The following is an 18,131-nucleotide window of genomic DNA, read 5'->3' as shown; positions in this document are numbered from 1 at the left end:
GCTGACCGCTCCATGACGGCGCCGGACGCGCCGCGCGCGGGGCGGCTGCTGCCCGCGGGCGCCGCGCCCTGGGCGCGGGTGCTGCTGCTGGCGCGCGCGCTGCGCGCCCTGGCCGACGGCGCCATGGCGGTGCTGCTGCCGGCGTACCTGCTGGCGCTGGGCCTGGACGCGCTGGCCGTGGGCGTGCTGAGCACGGCCACGCTGCTGGGGTCGGCGCTGGCGACGCTGGCCGTGGGCGCCTGGGGCCACCGCTGGCCGCCGCGGCGGCTGCTGCGCGGCGCGGCGCTGCTGATGGCGGCCACCGGCGCGGGCTTCGCGGCGCTCTCCGGCTTCTGGCCGCTGCTGCTCGTTGCCTTCATCGGCACGCTCAATCCCAGCTCGGGCGACGTCAGCGTGTTCCTGCCGCTGGAGCACGCGCGGCTGGCGCAGGCGGCGCCGGGCGGCGCGCGCACCGCGCTGTTTGCCCGCTACAGCGTGCTGGCCGCGGCCTGCGCCGCCGTGGGCGCTCTGGGCGCGGGCATCCCGCAGGCGCTGGCGCGGCTGGGCGTGGAGCCGCTGGCGGCGCTGCGCGGCATGTTCGCCCTCTACGCCCTGCTCGGCCTGGCGCTGTGGGCGCTGTACGGGCGGCTGCCGCGCGACGGGGCCGCGCCGGCCGGCCATCCGGCAGATGCCCCGGCAAACGGTCCCGCGAACGGCGCGGCCGCCCGGCCTAGCGCGCTCGGCCCTTCGCGCCCGCTGGTGATGCGCCTGGCGCTGCTGTTCAGCGTGGACTCCTTCGCCGGCGGGCTGCTGGTGAACTCGCTGCTGGCGCTGTGGCTGCTGCAGCGCCACGGATTGCAGCCGGCGCAGGCCGGGCTGTTCTTCTTCGCTGCCGGGCTGCTGAGCGCCGCGTCGCAGCTGGCGGCGCCATGGCTGGCCGCGCGCATCGGGCTGCTCAACACCATGGTGTTCACGCACCTGCCGGCCAACGTCTGCCTGGTGGGCGCGGCGCTGATGCCTGACCTGACTTCGGCACTGGTGCTGCTGCTGGTGCGCGCGGCGCTGTCGCAGATGGACGTGCCCGCGCGCGGCGCCTACGTCATGGCCGCGGTCACGCCGGCGGAGCGCACCGCGGCGGCAAGCTTCACGGCGGTGCCGCGCAGCCTGGCTGCGGCGCTGGGCCCGAGCCTGAGCGCGGCGCTGCTGGCCGCGGGCTTCATGGCCGCGCCGCTGCTGCTGTGCGGGCTGCTCAAGATCGGCTACGACTTGGCGCTGTGGCGGGCGTGCCGGGGAGTGAAGCTGGAGGCGTGAGCCCCCCTCAAACCATTTCCTCCCGCACCGCGTACAGCGTGAGCTCCACGTCGTTGCGCACGCCGGTGGCCTCCAGCAACTGGGCCCGGCACTGCGCCACCTCGGCCACGGCCATATGCAGCAGCCCGGCGATCTCGGCCACGGTGCGGCCGCTGGCCAGCAGCCGGAACACCTCGTACTCGCGCGGCGAGACGCGCTCGCGCAGCGGCGCACGGCCACGCCGCGCCAGGGCGCCGTCGAGCTGCGCGCCCACGTCGGGCGGGATGTGCAGCCCGCCGGCCAGCACGGTGCGGATGGCCTGCTGGAACTGCGCCCCGTCCGCGCCCTTGCTCAGGCAGCCGGCGGCGCCGAGCTTCAGGCTGCGCACGGCGTACTGCTTGTCCGGGAAGGCCGAGAGCATCAGCACCGGCAGGCGCGGGCTCTCGCCGCGCAGCCGGCGCAGCAGGTCCAGCCCGGCGCGGTAGGGCATCTCGATGTCCATCAGCACCAGGTCGAAGCGCCGCCCCGACTCGGCCGCCGCGTCCACCAGGCGCAGCACCTCGGCGCCGTCGGCAGCCTCGGCCGCGGTCTCGACCCCGATCTCGTCGAGCACCCGGCGCAGCGCCTGGCGCAGCAGCGGGTGGTCGTCGCACAGCATGACTCGCGTGCTCATGGGCCTTCTCCCGGCGGCAACGGCAGCGGCAACCGCATGCGCACCGTGGTGCCCGAGCCCGGCGCGCTGGCCAGGGTGAGCCGGCCACCCCAGTGCGCCACGCGCTCGCGCAGCGCCAGCAGCCCCCAGCCTTGCGACAGCGCCTCGGGGCCGAAGCCCACGCCGTCGTCACCCACCTCCAGCAGCATCACCCCGGCCGGCGGCGACTCGACGTAGAGCCGCACCCGCAGCTGCTTCGCCCGCGCGTGGCGCGCCACGTTGGCCAGCAGTTCCTCCGCGCTGCGGTACACCGCGTCGGCCCAGTCCTGGGCGGACGGCGGCAGCTCCACGCCGGACTCGACCAGCATGCGCACGTCGGCCTGCAGCCCCTCGCGCTGCGCGAAGTCCTGCGCCAGCCACTCCAGCGCCGACCACAGCCCCGGCCATTCCAGCAGCCGTGGGCGCAGCGCGGTGGCCATGCGGTTGAGGTTGTCCACCGCCGCGTCGAGCAGGCCCCCCAGGCCGGCGCACTTGCCCGCCAGGTCGGGCTGCTCGCCCAGGCGGCGCTCGACCCAGCCCAGCTCCAGCTTCACCGCCACCAGCAGCGCGCCCAGATCACCGTGCAGCTGCTGCGCCAGCCGTGCCTGCATGCGCGCCTGCTGCGCCTCGGTGTGCTGCAGCAGCCCGCGCAGCCGGGCGACGTCGTCGCCCAGGTCGGGATGGACCAGGACGTTCATGCCGCCGCTCCCGCGGTCACCGCCGTCACCGTGGCGTCACGGAGCACCGCCGCGGTGCCGCCGCCCTGCGAGCGTGCGGTGCACCGTTCCAGGGCGGTGCGGCGGACAGGGCGGACGGCAGCGCCGGTGTGCAAGGAAATGGCAGCGGTGGGAAACATGGCGGTCATTTGCGCAAGCCCCGTGCCAGGGGAGTGACCGCGGAGCGCCTCCCTTATCCGGGGCGCTGTCCCGAGGCCCGCGCGCCCAGGTGCGCCAGCGGCAGCGCCGCGCCGGCCTTGACCTCGCCCAGCGAGAAGCTGGTGTGGAGGTCCTTCACGTTGGGCAGGTTCAGCAGGGTGTGGGTGGCGAAGCGGGCGAAGGCGTCCAGGTCGGTGGCGACCACCTGCAGCTCGAAGGTCCCGGCGCCGCTGATGTAGTGGCAGGAGGTGACCTCGGCCAGGGCGCGCAGCGCGTCCTCCAGCTCGCGCGTGGCGCTGCCGGTGTTGCGCTCGGCGTCCACGCGCACGAAGGCCAGCACCCCCAGGCCGATGCGGCGGCGGTCGAGCTCCGCCCGGTAGCCGGTGATCACGCCGCGCTGCTCCAGCGCCTTGACGCGGCGCCAGGTCGGCGCCGCGGACAGCCCGATGCGCTCGGCCAGCTCGGCGTTGGACAGCCGCGCGTCGCGCTGCAGCTCGTGGAGGATCGCCACGTCGTAGCGGTCGAGCAGCGCCGCGCCGGCGCCGCCCGGCACGGCCGATGCCCCCGAAGGAGGGAGCGCAGCGCCTTCCGGCGCCGCGTCCGCGCCGCTAGGGGTTTGCCCTGATTTCTTGGGTTTGAGCGCCATTGTTTCTCCGTGTCTGACACATCGGAAAGATTCTTGCGCAAGGGTGCTTGATTCGAGCAAAGAACGAAAGCCCTTGCCCTGCGTCAAAACCTAGACTGCCGCGATTCGATTCACCCCCGTTGGAAGGATCCGCCGCGATGAATGCCCCGTTGCCCGAAGCCGTACGCCTGGCGCTGGAGAAAGTGACGCTGGAGGACAAGTACGCGCTGGAGCGCGGGCGCGTGTTCATGAGCGGGGTGCAGGCCCTGGTGCGGCTGCCGATGCTGCAGCGCCAGCGCGACGCCGCCGCGGGCCTGAACACCGCGGGCTTCGTCAGCGGCTACCGCGGCAGCCCCCTGGGCGGCGTGGACCAGGCGCTGTGGACCGCGAAGAAGCACCTGGCGGCGCAACAGGTGGTGTTCCAGCCCGGGGTGAACGAGGAGCTGGCGGCCACGGCCGTGTGGGGCACGCAGCAGCTGGACCTCTACCCACAGACGAAGAAATTCGACGGCGTGTTCGGCCTCTGGTACGGCAAGGGCCCGGGCGTGGACCGCAGCGTGGACGTGTTCAAGCACGCCAACCTGGCCGGGACGGCGCGGCATGGCGGCGTGATCGCGGTGGCCGGCGACGACCACGTCTCGAAAAGCTCGACCGCGCCGCACCAGAGCGACCACGTCTTCAAGGCCGCCGGGCTGCCGGTGTTCTTCCCGTCGAGCGTGCAGGACATCCTCGACATGGGCCTGCACGCCTGGGCGATGAGCCGCTTCTCGGGGCTGTGGACGGGCCTGAAGACGATCCAGGAGGTGGTCGAGTCCAGCACCAGCGTGGACGTGGACCCGGAGCGCGTGCGCATCGTGCTGCCTGAGGACTTCGAGATGCCGCCGGGCGGCCTGCACATCCGCTGGCCGGACCCGCCGCTGGTGCAGGAGGCGCGGCTGATGGACCACAAGTGGTATGCCGCGCTGGCCTACGTGCGCGCCAACCGACTCAACCACGACGTCATCAGCGGCCCCGACGACCGCTTCGGGATCATCGCCACCGGCAAGGCCTTCAACGACACGCGCCAGGCGCTGTTTGACCTGGGGCTGGACGAGGCCGCGTGCCGGCGCCTGGGGCTGCGGCTGCACAAGGTCAACGTGGTGTGGCCGCTGGAGGCGAGCATCACGCGCGCCTTCGCGCTGGGGCTGCAGGAGATCCTGGTGGTCGAGGAGAAGCGCCAGGTCATCGAGTACCAGCTCAAGGAAGAGCTCTACAACTGGCGCCCGGACGTGCGGCCCAACGTGCTGGGGAAGTTCGACGAGCCCGAAGGCGACATGAGCGGCGGCGAATGGAGCCATCCGAACCCGAGCGGCCGCTGGCTGCTGCGCGCCAAGGCCGACCTCACGCCCGCGATCATCGCCAAGGCGATCGCCAAACGGCTGAAGAAGCTGGGCGTGGACGCCGACACCGCCGCGCGCATGGACGCGCGGCTGGCCGTGATCGAGGCCAAGGAAAAGGACCTGGCCGCGCTGGAGGCGCCCGGCGCCCCGGCCGCGGCGGAGCGCAAGCCGTGGTTCTGCAGCGGCTGCCCGCACAACACCAGCACGCGCGTGCCCGAAGGCTCTCGCGCGGTAGCGGGCATCGGCTGCCACTACATGGTCACGTGGATGGACCGCTCCACCAGCACCTTCACGCAGATGGGCGGCGAGGGCGTGTCGTGGGTGGGCCAGGCGCCCTTCACCACCGAGCCGCACGTGTTCGCCAACCTGGGCGACGGCACCTACCACCACTCCGGGCTGCTGGCGGTGCGCCAGTCCATCGCCGCGGGCGTGAACATCACTTACAAGATCCTGTTCAACGACGCCGTGGCCATGACCGGCGGCCAGCCGGTGGAAGGCCAGATGCGCGTGCCGGAGATGACGCAGGAGCTGGCCGCGGAAGGCGTGAAGCGCATCGTCATCGTCAGCGACACCGCGGACGCCTACCGCGCCATGCCGGGGCTGGCCGCCGGCGTCACGGTGCGCGACCGCACCGAGCTCGACGCCGTGCAGCGCGAGCTGCGCGAGGTGCCCGGCTGCACGGTGCTGATCTACGCCCAGACCTGCGCCACCGAGAAGCGCCGGCGCCGCAAGCGCGGGAAGATGGAGGAGCCCGCGAAGCGCGTGGTCATCAACGAGGCGGTGTGCGAGGGCTGCGGCGACTGCAGCGACAAGAGCAACTGCCTGTCGGTGGAGCCGGTCGAGACCGAGTTCGGCCGCAAGCGCCGCATCAACCAGAACAGCTGCAACCTCGACTATTCCTGCACCCAGGGCTTCTGCCCGAGCTTCGTCACGGTCGAGGGCGGGCAGCTGAAGAAGCCCAAGACCGACAAGGCACTCGATCCCGAGGCGCTGGCGCCCATCCCCGAGCCCACGCTGCCCGACGCGTCTCAGGCCTGGGGCATCGTGGTCGCGGGCGTGGGCGGCACGGGCGTGATCACCATCGGCCAGCTGCTGGGCATGGCGGCGCACCTGGAGGGGCGTGGCATCGTCACGCAGGACGCGGCCGGCCTGGCGCAGAAGGGGGGCGCCACCTGGAGCCACGTGCAGATCGCCGACACGCCCGCGGCCATCCACACCACCAAGGTGGACCTGGCCAAGGCCGACCTCGTCATCGGCTGCGACGCCATCGTTGCCGCCCTGCCCGTGACGCTGGCCGCGATGCAGCCCGGGCGCACCGGCGTGGCCCTGAACACCCACGGCGCGCCGACAGCCGCCTTCGTGCACCAGCCCGACTGGCAGTTCCCGCTCGGCCCCTGCCAGGACACGATCGCGCAGGCGGTGGGCCAGGAGCGGCTGCTGGCCTTCGACGCTGAAGCAGTGGCGGTGAAGCTGCTGGGCGACTCGATCTACACCAACCCGCTGCTGCTGGGCTGCGCCTGGCAGATGGGGCGCATCCCGCTGCGGCGCGACTCGCTGCGCCGCGCCATCGAGCTCAACGGCGTGCAGGTCGAGAAGAACCTGCGCGCCTTCGAGTGGGGCCGGCGCTGCGCGCACGACCTGGCCGCGGTGCAGGCGCAGTTCCAGGCGGCGCAGGTCATCAGCATCGTGCGCCGGCCGGCGCTCGACGACGTGATCGAGCGCCGGGTGGGCTTCCTGACCGCCTACCAGGACGCGGCCTATGCGCAGCGTTACCGCGACTTCGTCGAGCGCGTGCGCGCGGCCGAGGCGCCGCTGGGCTCGACGAAGCTGGCCGAGGCGGTGGCGCAGGGCCTGTTCAAGCTCATGGCCTACAAGGACGAGTACGAGGTGGCGCGGCTGCATGCCGACCCGGCCTTCGCCCAGCAGCTGGGCGGGATGTTCGAAGGCGACTTCAAGGTGGTGCACCACCTGGCGCCGCCGCTGTTCGCGAAGAAGAACGCGCGCGGCGAGCCGGTGAAGCAGGCCTACGGGCCGTGGATGCACGGCGCGATGCGGCTGCTGGCGCGCCTGAAGGGCCTGCGCGGCACGGCGCTGGACCCGTTCGGCCGCACGGCCGAGCGGCGCGAGGAGCGCGCGCTGATCGAGCAGTACCGCGCCAGCATCGAGGAGATGCTGGGCGGCCTGAGCCTGGAGAAGCTGGGGCTGGCGGTGCAGGTGGCGCGCATCCCGCAGCAGATCCGCGGTTTCGGCCACGTCAAGGCGCGGCACCTGGCGGCGGCGCGGCCGGAGTGGGAGCGGCTGATGGCGCAGTGGCGCGCGGGCGGGGTGAGGAAGGCGGCGTGAGGCGGGCTTGAAAAGGCAACGGCCCGTCGCGAAGGACGGGCCGTTGCACCGCTGACGCGCGTCAGGTCACGACGCCGTCTTCAACTGGTTGTCCACCTTGCTCACGCCCTTGACGCCCTTGACCAGCGTGGTGGCGTGGGTGCGGGCCGCGGCGTCGGGGGCCGAGCCCTTGAGCGTGACGACGCCGTCCTTGGTGTCCACGTCGATGTTGAGGGCGCTGAGCCGGGCGTCGGCGGCCAGCGTGGTCTTGACGCGGGTGGTGACGGCGGCGTCGCCGGCGGCCTCCTTGGCCTCGGCGCCGAGCTCGATGGCCTTTTCCTTGGTGGCGGCCGCGGCGGCGGCGATCTTGTCGCCGGCGGTGTCGGCAGCAGCGGCGATCCTGTCGCCGGCCTTGTCGGCGGCCACCGCCGCCTTGTCGCCCGCGGTGTCGGCCGTGGCCGCCGCCTTGTCCCTGGCCTCGGCCGCCGCGTCCCTGATGTTCTCGCCGGCCTGGCTCAGCGCGGCGGAGGCCGTGGCGGCGGCGTCGGAGGCGGTGGTCACCGGCGCCGGCGCGGTCTGATTCGTCACCACCGCCTCGGCCGGCTGGTTCTCGGAACGGGGGCTGCAGGCGGCCAGCGCGGCGGCCAGGGTGAGCGCGGCCAGGGCGGCGGGACGCAGGGACAGTTCAACCATCGAACACTCCTTGGGAATTGGGTTGTCCGGCCCTTGGCAAATCGCGCGCCCAGGCTGGCGGCTCCCGAGTGGCCCGAACCCCGTCAACCGGCCGCGCGCGGCGCCGGCACGCCCACCCACACCGCCGGGCGCGCGCCGGGCTGCCGGGCGCCGATCTGCAGCGTGGGCATCAGGTGCCGCACCTCGAAGCCGCGCCCGCGCAGGTGCGTCAGCAGCGCGGCCCAGGCCTCGGGCTCGACCTGGCGGTCGCGCGCCAGCACGCGCTGCAGCCGGCCCTGGCGGTCGGCGATCACGGCCACGCGGTAGGCCGGATCGACTTCCACCACCCAGTGGTCCTGGCGCCCGGCGGGCAGCCAGCGCAGCCCCGCCGGCAGCCAACTCACCTCGAAGCGCGCCGGCCCCTGCGGCAGCGCCAGGCCGCGCAGCCGCGTGGCGCTGCCGTCGCCGCGGCGGCATTGCTGCGTCATGGCCAGGCGCTGCCCGGGCTCGGCCCGCACGTCGGTGACGACGTCGGCGACGCAGCCGCGCCGCCCCGGCGTGCCGGCATGCGCCAGCTCGTACCAGGTGCCGCTGTAGCGGCCCAGGTCCAGCACCGGCACGGTGTCGATCGCGGTGCCGGCCGCCGTGGCCGGGTGCAGCCACGTCCCGGCCAGCGCCATCAGCAACGCCGACAGCACCAGCAGCCCCTGCACGCCACGCGGTACGCGCCGCGGCGCGGCACCCATCGAAGGAGAAGGCTGGCGATGCATGTCGGGCTCCTGTGGCCGGGGATGGCGCTGCAGGCACCATGCCCTGCAGCGGTCGATCCACTCTAGGGGCCACCCCCGGCCTGGGCTGTAGTCGCGCCGCGCCCGGTGTTGTCGGACGCTTCCCACACCGGGCCGGCGGCGCCGTCCCACGGGCCGCAGCCGCGCCGGCGCATGCGAAATCATTGCGTACGGTCCCGGACTGGCGTTCGGCTTTTCTGAATCGCCCAGTCAAGCCCCCTGAAGGCGGAGACCCAGGGTGATCCCGGATACTGGCGCCCCACCACGATGCGCAATGGCGTTCCACACATGGCCGAGCCCTCCGTCACCCGCTACAGCCCCGCGGCCGTGGCGCTGCACTGGCTGCTGGCCTTGCTGATCGTCGGCACCTTCGCGCTGGGCCTGTACATGCACGAGCTGCCGCTGTCGCCGCGGCGCCTGCAGCTCTACAGCTGGCACAAGTGGGCCGGCGTCGTGATCCTGGCGCTGTCGGCCCTGCGGCTGCTGGTGCGGCTGCGCGCGCCGCGCCCGCGCGACGTGGCCATGCTCGGCTGGCAGCGCCGTGCCGCGCACGCCACGCACCATGCGCTGTACCTGCTGTTCTTCGCCGTGCCGCTGGCGGGCTGGGCCTACAGCTCGGCCGCGGGCTTCCCGGTGGTGCTGTTCGGCGTGCTGCCGCTGCCGGACTTCGTGCCGGTGAGCAAGGAACTGGCCGCAACGCTCAAGGGTCTGCACAAGCTCCTGGCGCTGTCGCTGGGCGCGCTGGTGCTGCTGCACCTGGCGGCGGTGGCCAAGCACCAGCTCATCGACCGCGACGGCCTGCTCAACCGCATGCGGCTGCACCGCGCCCGAGCCTGACTCCCGGACCAGCAACCCAACCGCTCCCGACATGACCCTGACCGCCTCCCGACTCCTGTCCCCGCTGGCGCTGGCCGCCGCGCTGGCCGCCGCCCCGGCCTGGGCCCAGACGGCGCCAAAGCCGGCCGCCCCGGCCCCCGCGGCCAAGCCCGCGGCCGCGGCGCAGCTGGTGCCGGCGCAAAGCGAGATCACCTTCACCAGCCGCCAGATGGGCGTGCCGATGGAGGGGCGCTTCCGCCGCTTCGACGCGCAGGTGCAGTTCGACCCGAAGAAGCCCGAGGCTGCGCGCATCGCGCTCAAGGTGGACCTGGCCAGCATCGCCATGGGCGCGCCCGAGAGCGAGGCCGAGGTGGTCAAGGCCGAGTGGTTCAACACCGCGAAATTCCCGCAGGCCACCTTCACCGCCACCAGCGTCAAGGCGCTGGGCGGCGGGCGCTACGAGATGACCGGCCCCTTCGCCATGAAGGGCGTGTCGCGCGACATCACCGTGCCGCTGACGCTGGCCGCCGCCGGCCCCCACACGGTGGCCAGCGGCGCCTTCACGCTCAAGCGGCTGGAGTGGCGCATCGGCGAAGGCGAATGGGCCGACACCTCCATGGTCGCCAACGACGTGGCCGTGAAGTTCAAGCTCACCTTCAGCGGCCTGGCCGCGCAGTGACGCCGCCGTTTCCGATTCCCTGCGTCCCGGGCGCGAACCGTCCCGGGACGTCCCTTTCCCGCCAACCGAAGAACGCCACCACCATGAAGCACCTGATCAAGGCCGTCAGCGCCGCCGCCCTCGCCCTTGCCGCCGCCGCGCCGGCGCTGGCCGCGCCCGAGACCTACAACATCGACCCCGGCCACACCTTCGCGCGCTTCTCGTACAACCACCTGGGCTTCTCCACCCAGCTCAGCCGCTTCAACAAGACCAGCGGGAAGATCGTGCTCGACAAGGCTGCCAGGACCGGCTCGGTGGATGTGGTCATCGACACCAAGTCGGTGGACACCGGCTCCACCGTCTTCGACGGCCACATCCAGGGCGCCGACTTCCTCGACACCGCCAACCACCCGACGGCCACCTTCAAGTCCACCAAGGTCGTGTTCCAGGGCGACGCGCCGGTGAGCATCGAGGGCAACCTGACCATCAAGGGCATCACCAAGCCGGTGGTGCTCAAGGTCGCCAGCTTCAAGAACGCGGCGCACCCGATGATGAAGGTGGACGCCATCGGCGCCGACGCCTCGACCGTCATCAAGCGCTCCGAGTTCAACGCCGGCAAGTACGCGCCCAACGTCAGCGACGAGGTGACGATCTCGATCGCGCTCGAGGCCCTCAAGTCGCCGGAATGACGGCCCGGCACGCGCCGCCCGCGCGTGCAGGCGAATGAAAGAATGAATGAAAGGCCCGCCTCGACGGGCCTTGCCGTTTCCGGCCGGCACGTCGCCGCGCCTGCCAGCGCGAAAGTCAAGCCCAGGCACAGGGCAAGCCGCGTTCCGGCTGACCCCCTCGACCACCCACCCCGGGCCCATCGCGCATCAGGGTCTGTCCCTAGCGCATAAGCTTCCTCGCAAATGTTCCTTTTACGGGATGCGGAGCAGGAGCCATGAGCGACCAAGGTTGGGTGCAGTTCGCCGTCATGCTGGCCGCGCTGGGGCTGGTGCTGGTGCAGGCCTTCACGGGCTGAGCACGCCCTCTTTCCGGGCCCGCCTGCGCCTGCCGGGCCTTCCAGGCCTCACGTCCCCGCCTCCTGCCGCGCCGCCGCGGCCTCGGAACGCAGCAGCGCCTCGAAGCGCCGCGGGGGCAGCGGGTGCGCCAGCAGGAAGCCCTGGTACAGGTCGCAGCCCAGCGCCTTGAGCGCTTCCAGGTCCTCGACCCGCTCCACGCCCTCGGCCACCACGCGCATGTCCATGGCGTGGCCCACGCGCACCATCGTCTCCACCAGCAGCGCGGCGTCGGGCCGCCCGGACACGCCGTCCACGAACACGCGGTCCACCTTGAGCTTGGCGCAGCGCAGCCGCAGCAGGTAGGCCAGCGAGCTGTAGCCGGTGCCGAAGTCGTCGATGGCCAGCGCGTAGCCCTGTGACTGCAGCGCGCGCACGATGGAGTTGGGGCTGTCCAGGTCCTCGAACACCGTGGTCTCGGTGAGCTCGAACTCCACCTCGCGCGGCGTCAGCGCCAGCGCCTGCAGCCGCTGCAGGAAGCGCTCGCGCGAGGCCTCGTGGCGGCACTGCTGCGAACTCAGGTTCAGCGCCACCGGCGGGCAGCGCAGGCCCTGCTCGGCCCAGGCGTCGAGGTCCAGGCGCAGCCGCTGCAGCAGCGCCAGGCCCAGCTCGCCCACCAGCCCGGCCTCCTCCAGCACCGGGATGAACTGTCCCGGCGGCACCGTGCCGCGCTGCGCGCTGTGCCAGCGCGCCAGGCCCTCCACGCCCTGCAGCCGGCCGCCCGCGTCGAACACCGGCTGGTAGGCCAGCTCGAACTCCTCGCGCGCCAGCGCCGCGCGCAGCGCCTGCTCCAGCGCGCGGCGCTCGCGCTGCGCCTCGCCCAGCGCGGCGCTGTAGCGGCTCCAGCTGCCCTTGCCGGCGCGCTTGGCCTGGTACATCGCCATGTCGGCGCAGGCCATGGCCTCTTCCGCCGTGCGCGCATCCTCGGGCAGCAGCGCCAGGCCCAGCGACACGCCCACCTGCAGCCCCACGCCCTCGTGCTCGATGCGCCGCGGCAGCTGCTCGACCACACGCTGCGCCACCGCCGCGGCCACGCCGTCGTCCACGGGCATGCGCAGCAGCAGCGCGAACTCGTCGCCGCCCAGGCGCCCGACCACGTCGTGCGCGCGCACCAGCGACTGCAGCCGCTGCGCCACGGCGCGCAGCACCGCGTCGCCGGCGGCATGGCCACGGGTGTCGTTGACGCGCTTGAAGTCGTCGATGTCCAGGCACATCAGCACCGCCGGCGCGCCCGAGGCCGCGGCCTGCGCCAGCGCCGCGGCGAAGCGCTCGCGGTTGGCCAGCCCGGTGAGCACGTCGTGGTGCGCCAGGTAGCGCGTGCGCGCATCCGCCGCGCGCAGCTGCGCGCGCTGCCGGCGCGAGGCCAGCGCCACCACGCCCAGCGCCAGCGCCATGATCGCCACCGCCGCGCCCAGCGCCGAGGCCAGCGCGCTCCATACCGGCGCCCGGTACGCCTGCACCTGCAGCCGCCCCACGGCCGACCCGTCGTTGCCCAGCACCTCGGCCGCGGCCTCGATGCGCCCGCCGTGGCGCTCCAGCCAGCCCGGCACGCCATCGCGCCGGAACTGCGCCAGCACCCGGCCGTCGCGGCGCAGCAGTTGCGCCTCGGCCACCGCCGGCGCGGCTTCGAAAGCGTTCAGCAGCGCGCGCGCCTCGGTGGCGTCCTCGAACAGCAGCGCCGCGGCCGTGGTGCGGCCCACCAGCTCGGCCTGCGTGCGCAGCGCCTCGTGCTGGCGCGCGTTGAGCTGCAAGTACTCGAACAGCCCCAGCAGCAGCGCCACGATCAGCATCGCCACGCAGGCGCGCAGCGTGTCGCTGCCGCGGCGCAACAGCATCGACCCGGTCATCACGAGCCCTCCTGGCGCACGTAGCGCGCCAGCCGCAGCAGCCGGGCGTTGATGTCCAGCCCGGCGCGGCGCGCGGCCTGCAGCTCCACGTCGAAGACGATGCGGCCCTGCTGCGGCTGCAGGTTGAGCATCACGCCGCGCTCGGTCAGGCCGTGGCTGTCGCCCACCCACAGCACGCCACGCGGCGGCGGCGCCGGCAGCACCGCGTCGGCGCCGACGTAGGCGATGTGGCAGCCCGCGGCCAGCGCGCCCGGGGCCGGCGCGGGCGTTCCCGGGGCAACGCCGGCGCCGGCCGCCGTCCCCACGCCGATGCGGCGCAGCTCGATGCGCCGCGAGTTGAGCACGCGCTGGTCCCAGCCGCGCAGCGCCTCGGCCAGCGGCCCCGGCGCCAGCAGGCACAGCTGCAGCGGCGGCGCCGGCGCGGTCTCGGCGGGCCATTCGACGAACTGCAGCGCGCGCCACAGGATCTGCGCCTTGAGCTCCGCTTCGGGCAGGCCCTGCGCCCAGGCCGCGGCCGCCAGCACGGCCAGCAGCGGCAGGGCCAGGCGATGCAGCCGCCGAAAGCGCAACAGGCACGCGGACATGGCGGAGCTCAAAAGGCCTGCTGCCAGTCGATCTCGACGCGGCGGCGCTCGCGCGGGATGCGCGACAGCGCCGTTTCCGGCAGCGCCGGGTTCCACGTCGCGGCATCGAGGAGGTTGAGCGCACGCAGCGCCAGCGTGCTGTCCGGACGCGCCTGCCAGCGCAGCACCGCGTCGAGCGTGGCCCAGGGCGGCACGTTGGACGCGCGCCGGCCCAGCGCCTGCCACTGCAGCGCGGCTGACCAGTCCGGGCGCGGCAGCGGCGCCAGCAGGTGGCCCTTGAAGATCCAGTGCGGCGTGTTGGCGAGATCGCCCTGGTCGGAGTGCGCATGCTGCACCGACGCGCTGGCGCGCCACTGCACGCCGCCGCCGAGCAGGCCCTGCGCCTCCACGTCCAGGCCGTGGCTGCGCACGCTGGACAGGTTGCGGTACTGCGACAGCCCGCCGCCCACGTCGGTGAAGTCGATGAGCCTGGCGAAGCGGTCCTGGTAGAGCTGCAGCGCCACGCGGCTGCGCGCGCCCACGGCGCGCTCCCAGGCCAGCGCCACCGAGCGCACGCGTTCGGGCCGCAGCGCCGGGTTGGCCACCTGCGTGGCGCCGGCGTCGTCGTAGAAGCGCTCGGACAGGTTGGGCACGCGAAAGCCCTGCCCGAACAGCAGCTTCACCGCCTCGTTCTCGGACGGACGCGCCACCAGCGCCAGCCGCGGCGAGAAGGCCGTATCGAAGCCCTGCACGCGGTCGATGCGACCGCCGGTGGTCAGCGTCCAGCGCTCGGCCAGGCGCCACTGGTCCTGCGCGTACAGCGCGCCCTGCGCCTGCGTGTCGCGCCGGTCCAGCCAGGTGGCCGGCGGCGACTCGTCGAAATTGCGCTGCCGGGCATCGAAGACGCGCCGCGCCTTGGCGCCCAGCGTGAGCTCGTGGTTGATCCAGCCGCGCCACTGCACCCGGGCGTCCAGGCCGGCCCAGGTGGCGCCGATGTCGTCCCGGTTGATCAGCGGCGCCGCCGCGTCGCCGTAGGCGTAGCGCCCGGCGAAGTTGCTGCGCGAGACGTTGCCGCGCAGCGCCGTGCGCCAGTCGTCGCGCCAGTCGCCATCCCAGGCTGCCTCGGCGTAGTCGTAGCGGTCGGTGAAGCGGGTGCCCGCCACGCCCGGCAGCGTGCCGTAGGGCGCGGTGGCCATGTCCTTGAGCCGCTCCTGGCTCACCAGCGTCAGGCGCCAGCCCTGCAGCCGTCCCTTCACAAACAGGCTGCGCCAGCGCGTGCCGTCGAGCCCGGCCACGCGGCCGTCGGGCGAGGCGGGGCCGCGCAGCGCCGGGTCCTGCAGCGTCTCGCCGTCGCTGCGGTGCAGCGCCAGCCCGACGAAAAGGTCCGCCCCGCCTTCGTGCCAGCCATGGCTGAGCACCACGTCGCCGCTGTTCCAGCGGCCCAGCGCGGCGCGCAGGTGCAGCCCAGGCGCGTCGCGGCCGTCGAGCGTGACGGCGTTGGCCACGCCCAGCAGCGCGTTGCTGCCGTACACCGAGGAGGCCGGCCCGCTGACCAGCTCCAGCCGCTTGACCCAGTCGGCGGGAATGGGGAACTCCCGGCCCGGCAGCGCCTGGTCGTACACGGCGTCGTTGACGCGGTAGCCGTCGATGGCCATGAGCAGCCGCGCGTTGTAGTCGCCCGGGCGGTTGAAGCCGCGCAGGCCCACGCTGCCGTAGCCGCGCGAGCCGCCCAGGTACACGCCGGGCAGCCGCTCCAGCATGTCGGCCACGGTGCGGTGGCCCAGCGCCTGGGCCTCGGCGCGCGAGAGCGTGCTCACCGCCGCGGGCGCATCCAGCGCCGACTCCAGCTGGCGCGACACCCCTTCCACCTCCGTGCTCAGCAGCGCGTCCAGGTCCTGCAGCGCCTCGGGCACGGGCGCGCCGGCTTGCGCCTGCGCCTGCGCAACGGCGACCAGCAAGCAGCAAAGAACGGCGGCCAGGCCGCGGCGGGAGGGTTTCACGGGGGAACTACGACAGGGACGGCACGCAGGCACGCTGCGGGGCGGAACAGGGGCGGACACGCCCCTTCATCGGCCGCGGCGCAGCGAAGTTGATTTTCCGAAGGCCTCTTCAGTGTCCTGATTGACGAATGTCACGCCCGGCGGCACCAACGCGGGGCATGCCCGCGCACGATGTCACGCCGGCGCCGCGCCGCTGCGCGCGGCCAGCTGCGCGCGCAGCTTCTTCAGCCGCTCGCGCGGGTCCTCCTTCGTCGCCGCCTCGTTGAGCTTCATCTCGGCGATGAAGCGGCTGGGCTGGGCCTGCACGGTGTCGCGTCCGCGCTTGCGCCGGCGCAGCACGCTCACGGCCAGGGTGCGGCGTGCGCGCGTGATGCCCACGTACATCAGGCGCCGCTCCTCCTGCAGCCGCTCGGCCGTCATGTCCTCGTCCTCGCTGCGGAAGGGCAGCAGCCCCTCGTTCACGCCGGCCAGCACCACGTGCGGCCACTCCAGGCCCTTGGAGGCGTGCAGCGTGGACAGCGTCACCACGTCCTGCTCGGTGCCGCGCTCGGCCAGGCTGATGATCACGCTGATGCTCTGCGCCACCTCCAGTACCGTCTTCTTCTCGCTCTCGAAGGTGCCGCCCTCCTGCGTGATCTCGCCGCCGCAGCGCCGCGCCACCCAGTCCACGAAGTCGATGACGTTGTTCCAGCGCGCCGCGGCCAGCTTCTCGCTGTCCTCGCCGTCGTGCAGGTGTTTTTCATAGCCGATGTCCGTGAGCCATTCGAGCAGCAGCTTGCGCGCGTCCTCGTTGCCGCTGGTGTGGCGGGCGCGGTACTCGAACTCGTTCACATAGCGGCCGAACTCGTGCAGGCCGTCGATGGCCTTGCGGTTCAGCGCTGCGGGCAGGCTCTCGGAAAAGAGGGCCTCGAACATCGACAGCTTCCACTTGCCGGCGAACTCGCCCAGCGCGGCCAGCGTCTGGTGGCCGATGCCGCGCTTCGGCGTGGTCACGGCGCGCAGGAAGGCCGGGTCGTCGTCCTGGTTCACCAGCAGCCGCAGCCACGCGCACAGGTCCTTGATCTCGGCACGGTCGAAGAAGCTCTGCCCGCCGGAGACCTTGTAGGGAATCTGCGCCGCGCGCAGCTTCTGCTCGAACACGCGCGCCTGGTGGTTGGCGCGGTAGAGGATGGCGAAGTCGGCGAACTTCAGCTCCGCCCCGCCCTGCGCGCGGATGCCCTGGATGAAGGCCACGGCGCGCTCGGCCTCGTGCTCCTCGCCGTCGCACTCCATCAGCCGCACCGGCTCGCCGTCGCCGAACTCGCTCCACAGCTTCTTCTCGAAGATCTTCGGGTTGGCGGCGATGACGTTGTTGGCCGCGCGCAGGATGGCGCCGGTGGAGCGGTAGTTCTGCTCCAGCGGGATGATCTTGAGCGCCGTGAAGTCCTCGGGCAGCCGGCGCAGGTTCTCGATGGTCGCGCCGCGCCAGCCGTAGATGCTCTGGTCGTCATCGCCCACCGCGGTGAGCTGGCCGCGGCGGCGGTCGTCCGGGTGGTCCACCAGCGCCTTGAGCAGTTCGTACTGGACCGAGTTGGTGTCCTGGTACTCGTCCACCAGCACGTGGCGGAAGGCGTTCTGCCACTTCAGCCGCGCCTCCTCGTCCTTCTGAAGCAGCTTCAAGGGCAGGCCGATCAGGTCGTCGAAATCGACCGCCTGGTAGGCCGACAGGCGCTCCTCGTAGAGCTTCATCACGCGGGCGATCAGCGCCTCGTCGTTGTTCTGCGCGGCGGCCGCGGCCGTGTCGCTGTTGAGCCCCTGGTTCTTCCACAGGCTGATGGCCCACTGCCACTGGCGCGCGGTCTTGTTGTCGGTGCTGCCGCCCACGTCGCGCAGCACGCCCAGCACGTCGTCGGCGTCCAGGATCGAGAACTGCGCCTTCAGCCCCAGGCGCTGCCCGTCCTCGCGCAGCATGCGCACGCCCAGGGAGTGGAAGGTGCTGACCACCAGGTCCTTGGCGGCACGCGGGCCGACCAGGCCCTTGGCGCGCTCGCGCATCTCCTGCGCGGCCTTGTTGGTGAAGGTGATGGCGGCGATCTGCTTCGGCTCCAGCCCGTGCTGCAGCAGCCGCGCGATCTTGTGCGTGATCACCCGCGTCTTGCCCGAGCCCGCCCCGGCCAGCACCAGGCACGGGCCCGAGAGGTGGTGGACGGCTTCGAGCTGGGCGGGATTGAGGGTGTCGGCCATGGAACGGAAAAAGGGAGCACAGGGGGCGCGCGAGGCGCGGGGCCGCGGCGAACGCACGGCCGGCAAGGCGAAAGCGGCGCGCATGATAGCCACGCCGCCTGCCGCCGGCGGCCAAGTCCGACGCGGCCGCCGCGCCGGCCGCGTCGCCCGTCACGCCGCCGGCCGGCATGGTGTAGGCGCGACCCGGCACGGCGACTCCGCCGCGGCTGTGGCTGGCCGGCAACGCGCGCAGCGCCCTGGGGTTTTCACTGAAGCGTGGCGATCCGCCGGCGCCGCGCCCGGCCGCCGCGCGGTCGATGGCGCCCACAGGGCTCGCACCACGCCGATTTCCCGGGCGTGCGC

General features: G+C 73.0%; 14 protein-coding genes. 5 read left to right on the top strand and 9 right to left on the bottom strand.

What is annotated here, in order from left to right; translation table 11 throughout:
* Positions 1-12: 12 nt before the first annotated feature.
* Positions 13-1,290 (top strand): MFS transporter, encoded by a 1,278-nt coding sequence (locus FJ694_RS16280; protein WP_157268290.1) that lies wholly within the window; start codon positions 13-15, stop codon positions 1,288-1,290.
* Between the two features lie 7 nt (positions 1,291-1,297).
* Here the strand turns inward: FJ694_RS16280 and FJ694_RS16275 are convergent, their stop codons facing one another.
* The 3 genes from FJ694_RS16275 to FJ694_RS16265 all read right to left on the bottom strand — a co-directional run bounded on the left by FJ694_RS16275 (position 1,298) and on the right by FJ694_RS16265 (position 3,481).
* Positions 1,298-1,942 carry a response regulator transcription factor gene (locus tag FJ694_RS16275; protein WP_157268289.1) on the bottom strand — a complete coding sequence of 215 codons (645 nt, stop codon included), beginning with the start codon at positions 1,940-1,942 and terminating at the stop codon, positions 1,298-1,300.
* Positions 1,939-2,658, bottom strand: coding sequence for a sensor histidine kinase (locus FJ694_RS16270; protein WP_157268288.1), 720 nt, complete (start codon positions 2,656-2,658; stop codon positions 1,939-1,941). Before FJ694_RS16270 ends, FJ694_RS16275 begins: the two co-directional genes overlap by 4 nt.
* A gap of 211 nt (positions 2,659-2,869) precedes the next feature.
* A complete protein-coding gene (locus tag FJ694_RS16265) occupies positions 2,870-3,481 on the bottom strand; it encodes an Lrp/AsnC family transcriptional regulator (RefSeq protein WP_157268287.1) in 612 nt (203 codons plus the stop codon).
* Between the two features lie 137 nt (positions 3,482-3,618).
* On the opposite strand from FJ694_RS16265, the gene FJ694_RS16260 reads away from it, so the two are divergent.
* Positions 3,619-7,182, top strand: a complete 3,564-nt coding sequence (locus tag FJ694_RS16260) for an indolepyruvate ferredoxin oxidoreductase family protein (RefSeq protein ID WP_157268286.1) — start codon at positions 3,619-3,621, stop codon at positions 7,180-7,182.
* Positions 7,183-7,248: 66 nt separating this feature from the next.
* Here the strand turns inward: FJ694_RS16260 and FJ694_RS16255 are convergent, their stop codons facing one another.
* On the bottom strand, positions 7,249-7,854 hold the full coding sequence (locus tag FJ694_RS16255; protein ID WP_157268285.1) for a BON domain-containing protein: 606 nt from the start codon (positions 7,852-7,854) through the stop codon (positions 7,249-7,251).
* Between the two features lie 83 nt (positions 7,855-7,937).
* Positions 7,938-8,603: a lipocalin family protein gene (locus FJ694_RS16250; RefSeq protein ID WP_157268284.1), complete on the bottom strand. Its 666-nt coding sequence runs from the start codon at positions 8,601-8,603 to the stop codon at positions 7,938-7,940.
* Positions 8,604-8,909: 306 nt separating this feature from the next.
* Between FJ694_RS16250 and FJ694_RS16245 the strand changes: the two genes are divergently transcribed.
* From FJ694_RS16245 to FJ694_RS16235, 3 genes are all read left to right on the top strand, one after another.
* A complete protein-coding gene (locus FJ694_RS16245) occupies positions 8,910-9,458 on the top strand; it encodes a cytochrome b (RefSeq protein ID WP_157268283.1) in 549 nt (182 codons plus the stop codon).
* Positions 9,459-9,489: 31 nt separating this feature from the next.
* A complete protein-coding gene (locus FJ694_RS16240) occupies positions 9,490-10,116 on the top strand; it encodes a YceI family protein (RefSeq protein WP_157268282.1) in 627 nt (208 codons plus the stop codon).
* A gap of 83 nt (positions 10,117-10,199) precedes the next feature.
* Positions 10,200-10,784, top strand: coding sequence for a YceI family protein (locus FJ694_RS16235; RefSeq protein ID WP_157268281.1), 585 nt, complete (start codon positions 10,200-10,202; stop codon positions 10,782-10,784).
* Positions 10,785-11,167: 383 nt separating this feature from the next.
* Here FJ694_RS16235 and FJ694_RS16230 read toward each other — a convergent pair whose 3' ends face one another.
* The 4 genes from FJ694_RS16230 to FJ694_RS16215 all read right to left on the bottom strand — a co-directional run bounded on the left by FJ694_RS16230 (position 11,168) and on the right by FJ694_RS16215 (position 17,789).
* Positions 11,168-13,003 carry a putative bifunctional diguanylate cyclase/phosphodiesterase gene (locus tag FJ694_RS16230; protein WP_157268280.1) on the bottom strand — a complete coding sequence of 612 codons (1,836 nt, stop codon included), beginning with the start codon at positions 13,001-13,003 and terminating at the stop codon, positions 11,168-11,170.
* Positions 13,003-13,587, bottom strand: a complete 585-nt coding sequence (locus FJ694_RS16225; protein WP_157268279.1) for a YfiR family protein — start codon at positions 13,585-13,587, stop codon at positions 13,003-13,005. Before FJ694_RS16225 ends, FJ694_RS16230 begins: the two co-directional genes overlap by 1 nt.
* Positions 13,588-13,595: 8 nt before the next feature.
* Complete coding sequence (locus FJ694_RS16220; RefSeq protein WP_198320862.1) at positions 13,596-15,524, bottom strand: TonB-dependent receptor plug domain-containing protein; 1,929 nt, start codon at positions 15,522-15,524, stop codon at positions 13,596-13,598.
* A 216-nt stretch (positions 15,525-15,740) separates the two neighbouring features.
* Positions 15,741-17,789, bottom strand: a complete 2,049-nt coding sequence (locus FJ694_RS16215) for an ATP-dependent helicase (RefSeq protein ID WP_157268277.1) — start codon at positions 17,787-17,789, stop codon at positions 15,741-15,743.
* Between the last annotated feature and the right edge of the window lie 342 nt (positions 17,790-18,131).

This window comes from Azohydromonas aeria (assembly GCF_009760915.1).
GTDB classification, from domain to species: domain Bacteria; phylum Pseudomonadota; class Gammaproteobacteria; order Burkholderiales; family Burkholderiaceae_C; genus Azohydromonas; species Azohydromonas aeria.
This window is presented reverse-complemented; position numbering and strand designations above follow the sequence as displayed.

Coding starts and splice junctions, on each gene's coding strand:
- FJ694_RS16280 (WP_157268290.1), top strand. CDS start 13: ATGACGGCGCCGGACGCGCCGCGCGCGGGGCGGCTGCTGCCCGCGGGC.
- FJ694_RS16275 (WP_157268289.1), bottom strand. CDS start 1,942: ATGAGCACGCGAGTCATGCTGTGCGACGACCACCCGCTGCTGCGCCAG.
- FJ694_RS16270 (WP_157268288.1), bottom strand. CDS start 2,658: ATGAACGTCCTGGTCCATCCCGACCTGGGCGACGACGTCGCCCGGCTG.
- FJ694_RS16265 (WP_157268287.1), bottom strand. CDS start 3,481: ATGGCGCTCAAACCCAAGAAATCAGGGCAAACCCCTAGCGGCGCGGAC.
- FJ694_RS16260 (WP_157268286.1), top strand. CDS start 3,619: ATGAATGCCCCGTTGCCCGAAGCCGTACGCCTGGCGCTGGAGAAAGTG.
- FJ694_RS16255 (WP_157268285.1), bottom strand. CDS start 7,854: ATGGTTGAACTGTCCCTGCGTCCCGCCGCCCTGGCCGCGCTCACCCTG.
- FJ694_RS16250 (WP_157268284.1), bottom strand. CDS start 8,603: ATGCATCGCCAGCCTTCTCCTTCGATGGGTGCCGCGCCGCGGCGCGTA.
- FJ694_RS16245 (WP_157268283.1), top strand. CDS start 8,910: ATGGCCGAGCCCTCCGTCACCCGCTACAGCCCCGCGGCCGTGGCGCTG.
- FJ694_RS16240 (WP_157268282.1), top strand. CDS start 9,490: ATGACCCTGACCGCCTCCCGACTCCTGTCCCCGCTGGCGCTGGCCGCC.
- FJ694_RS16235 (WP_157268281.1), top strand. CDS start 10,200: ATGAAGCACCTGATCAAGGCCGTCAGCGCCGCCGCCCTCGCCCTTGCC.
- FJ694_RS16230 (WP_157268280.1), bottom strand. CDS start 13,003: ATGACCGGGTCGATGCTGTTGCGCCGCGGCAGCGACACGCTGCGCGCC.
- FJ694_RS16225 (WP_157268279.1), bottom strand. CDS start 13,587: ATGTCCGCGTGCCTGTTGCGCTTTCGGCGGCTGCATCGCCTGGCCCTG.
- FJ694_RS16215 (WP_157268277.1), bottom strand. CDS start 17,789: ATGGCCGACACCCTCAATCCCGCCCAGCTCGAAGCCGTCCACCACCTC.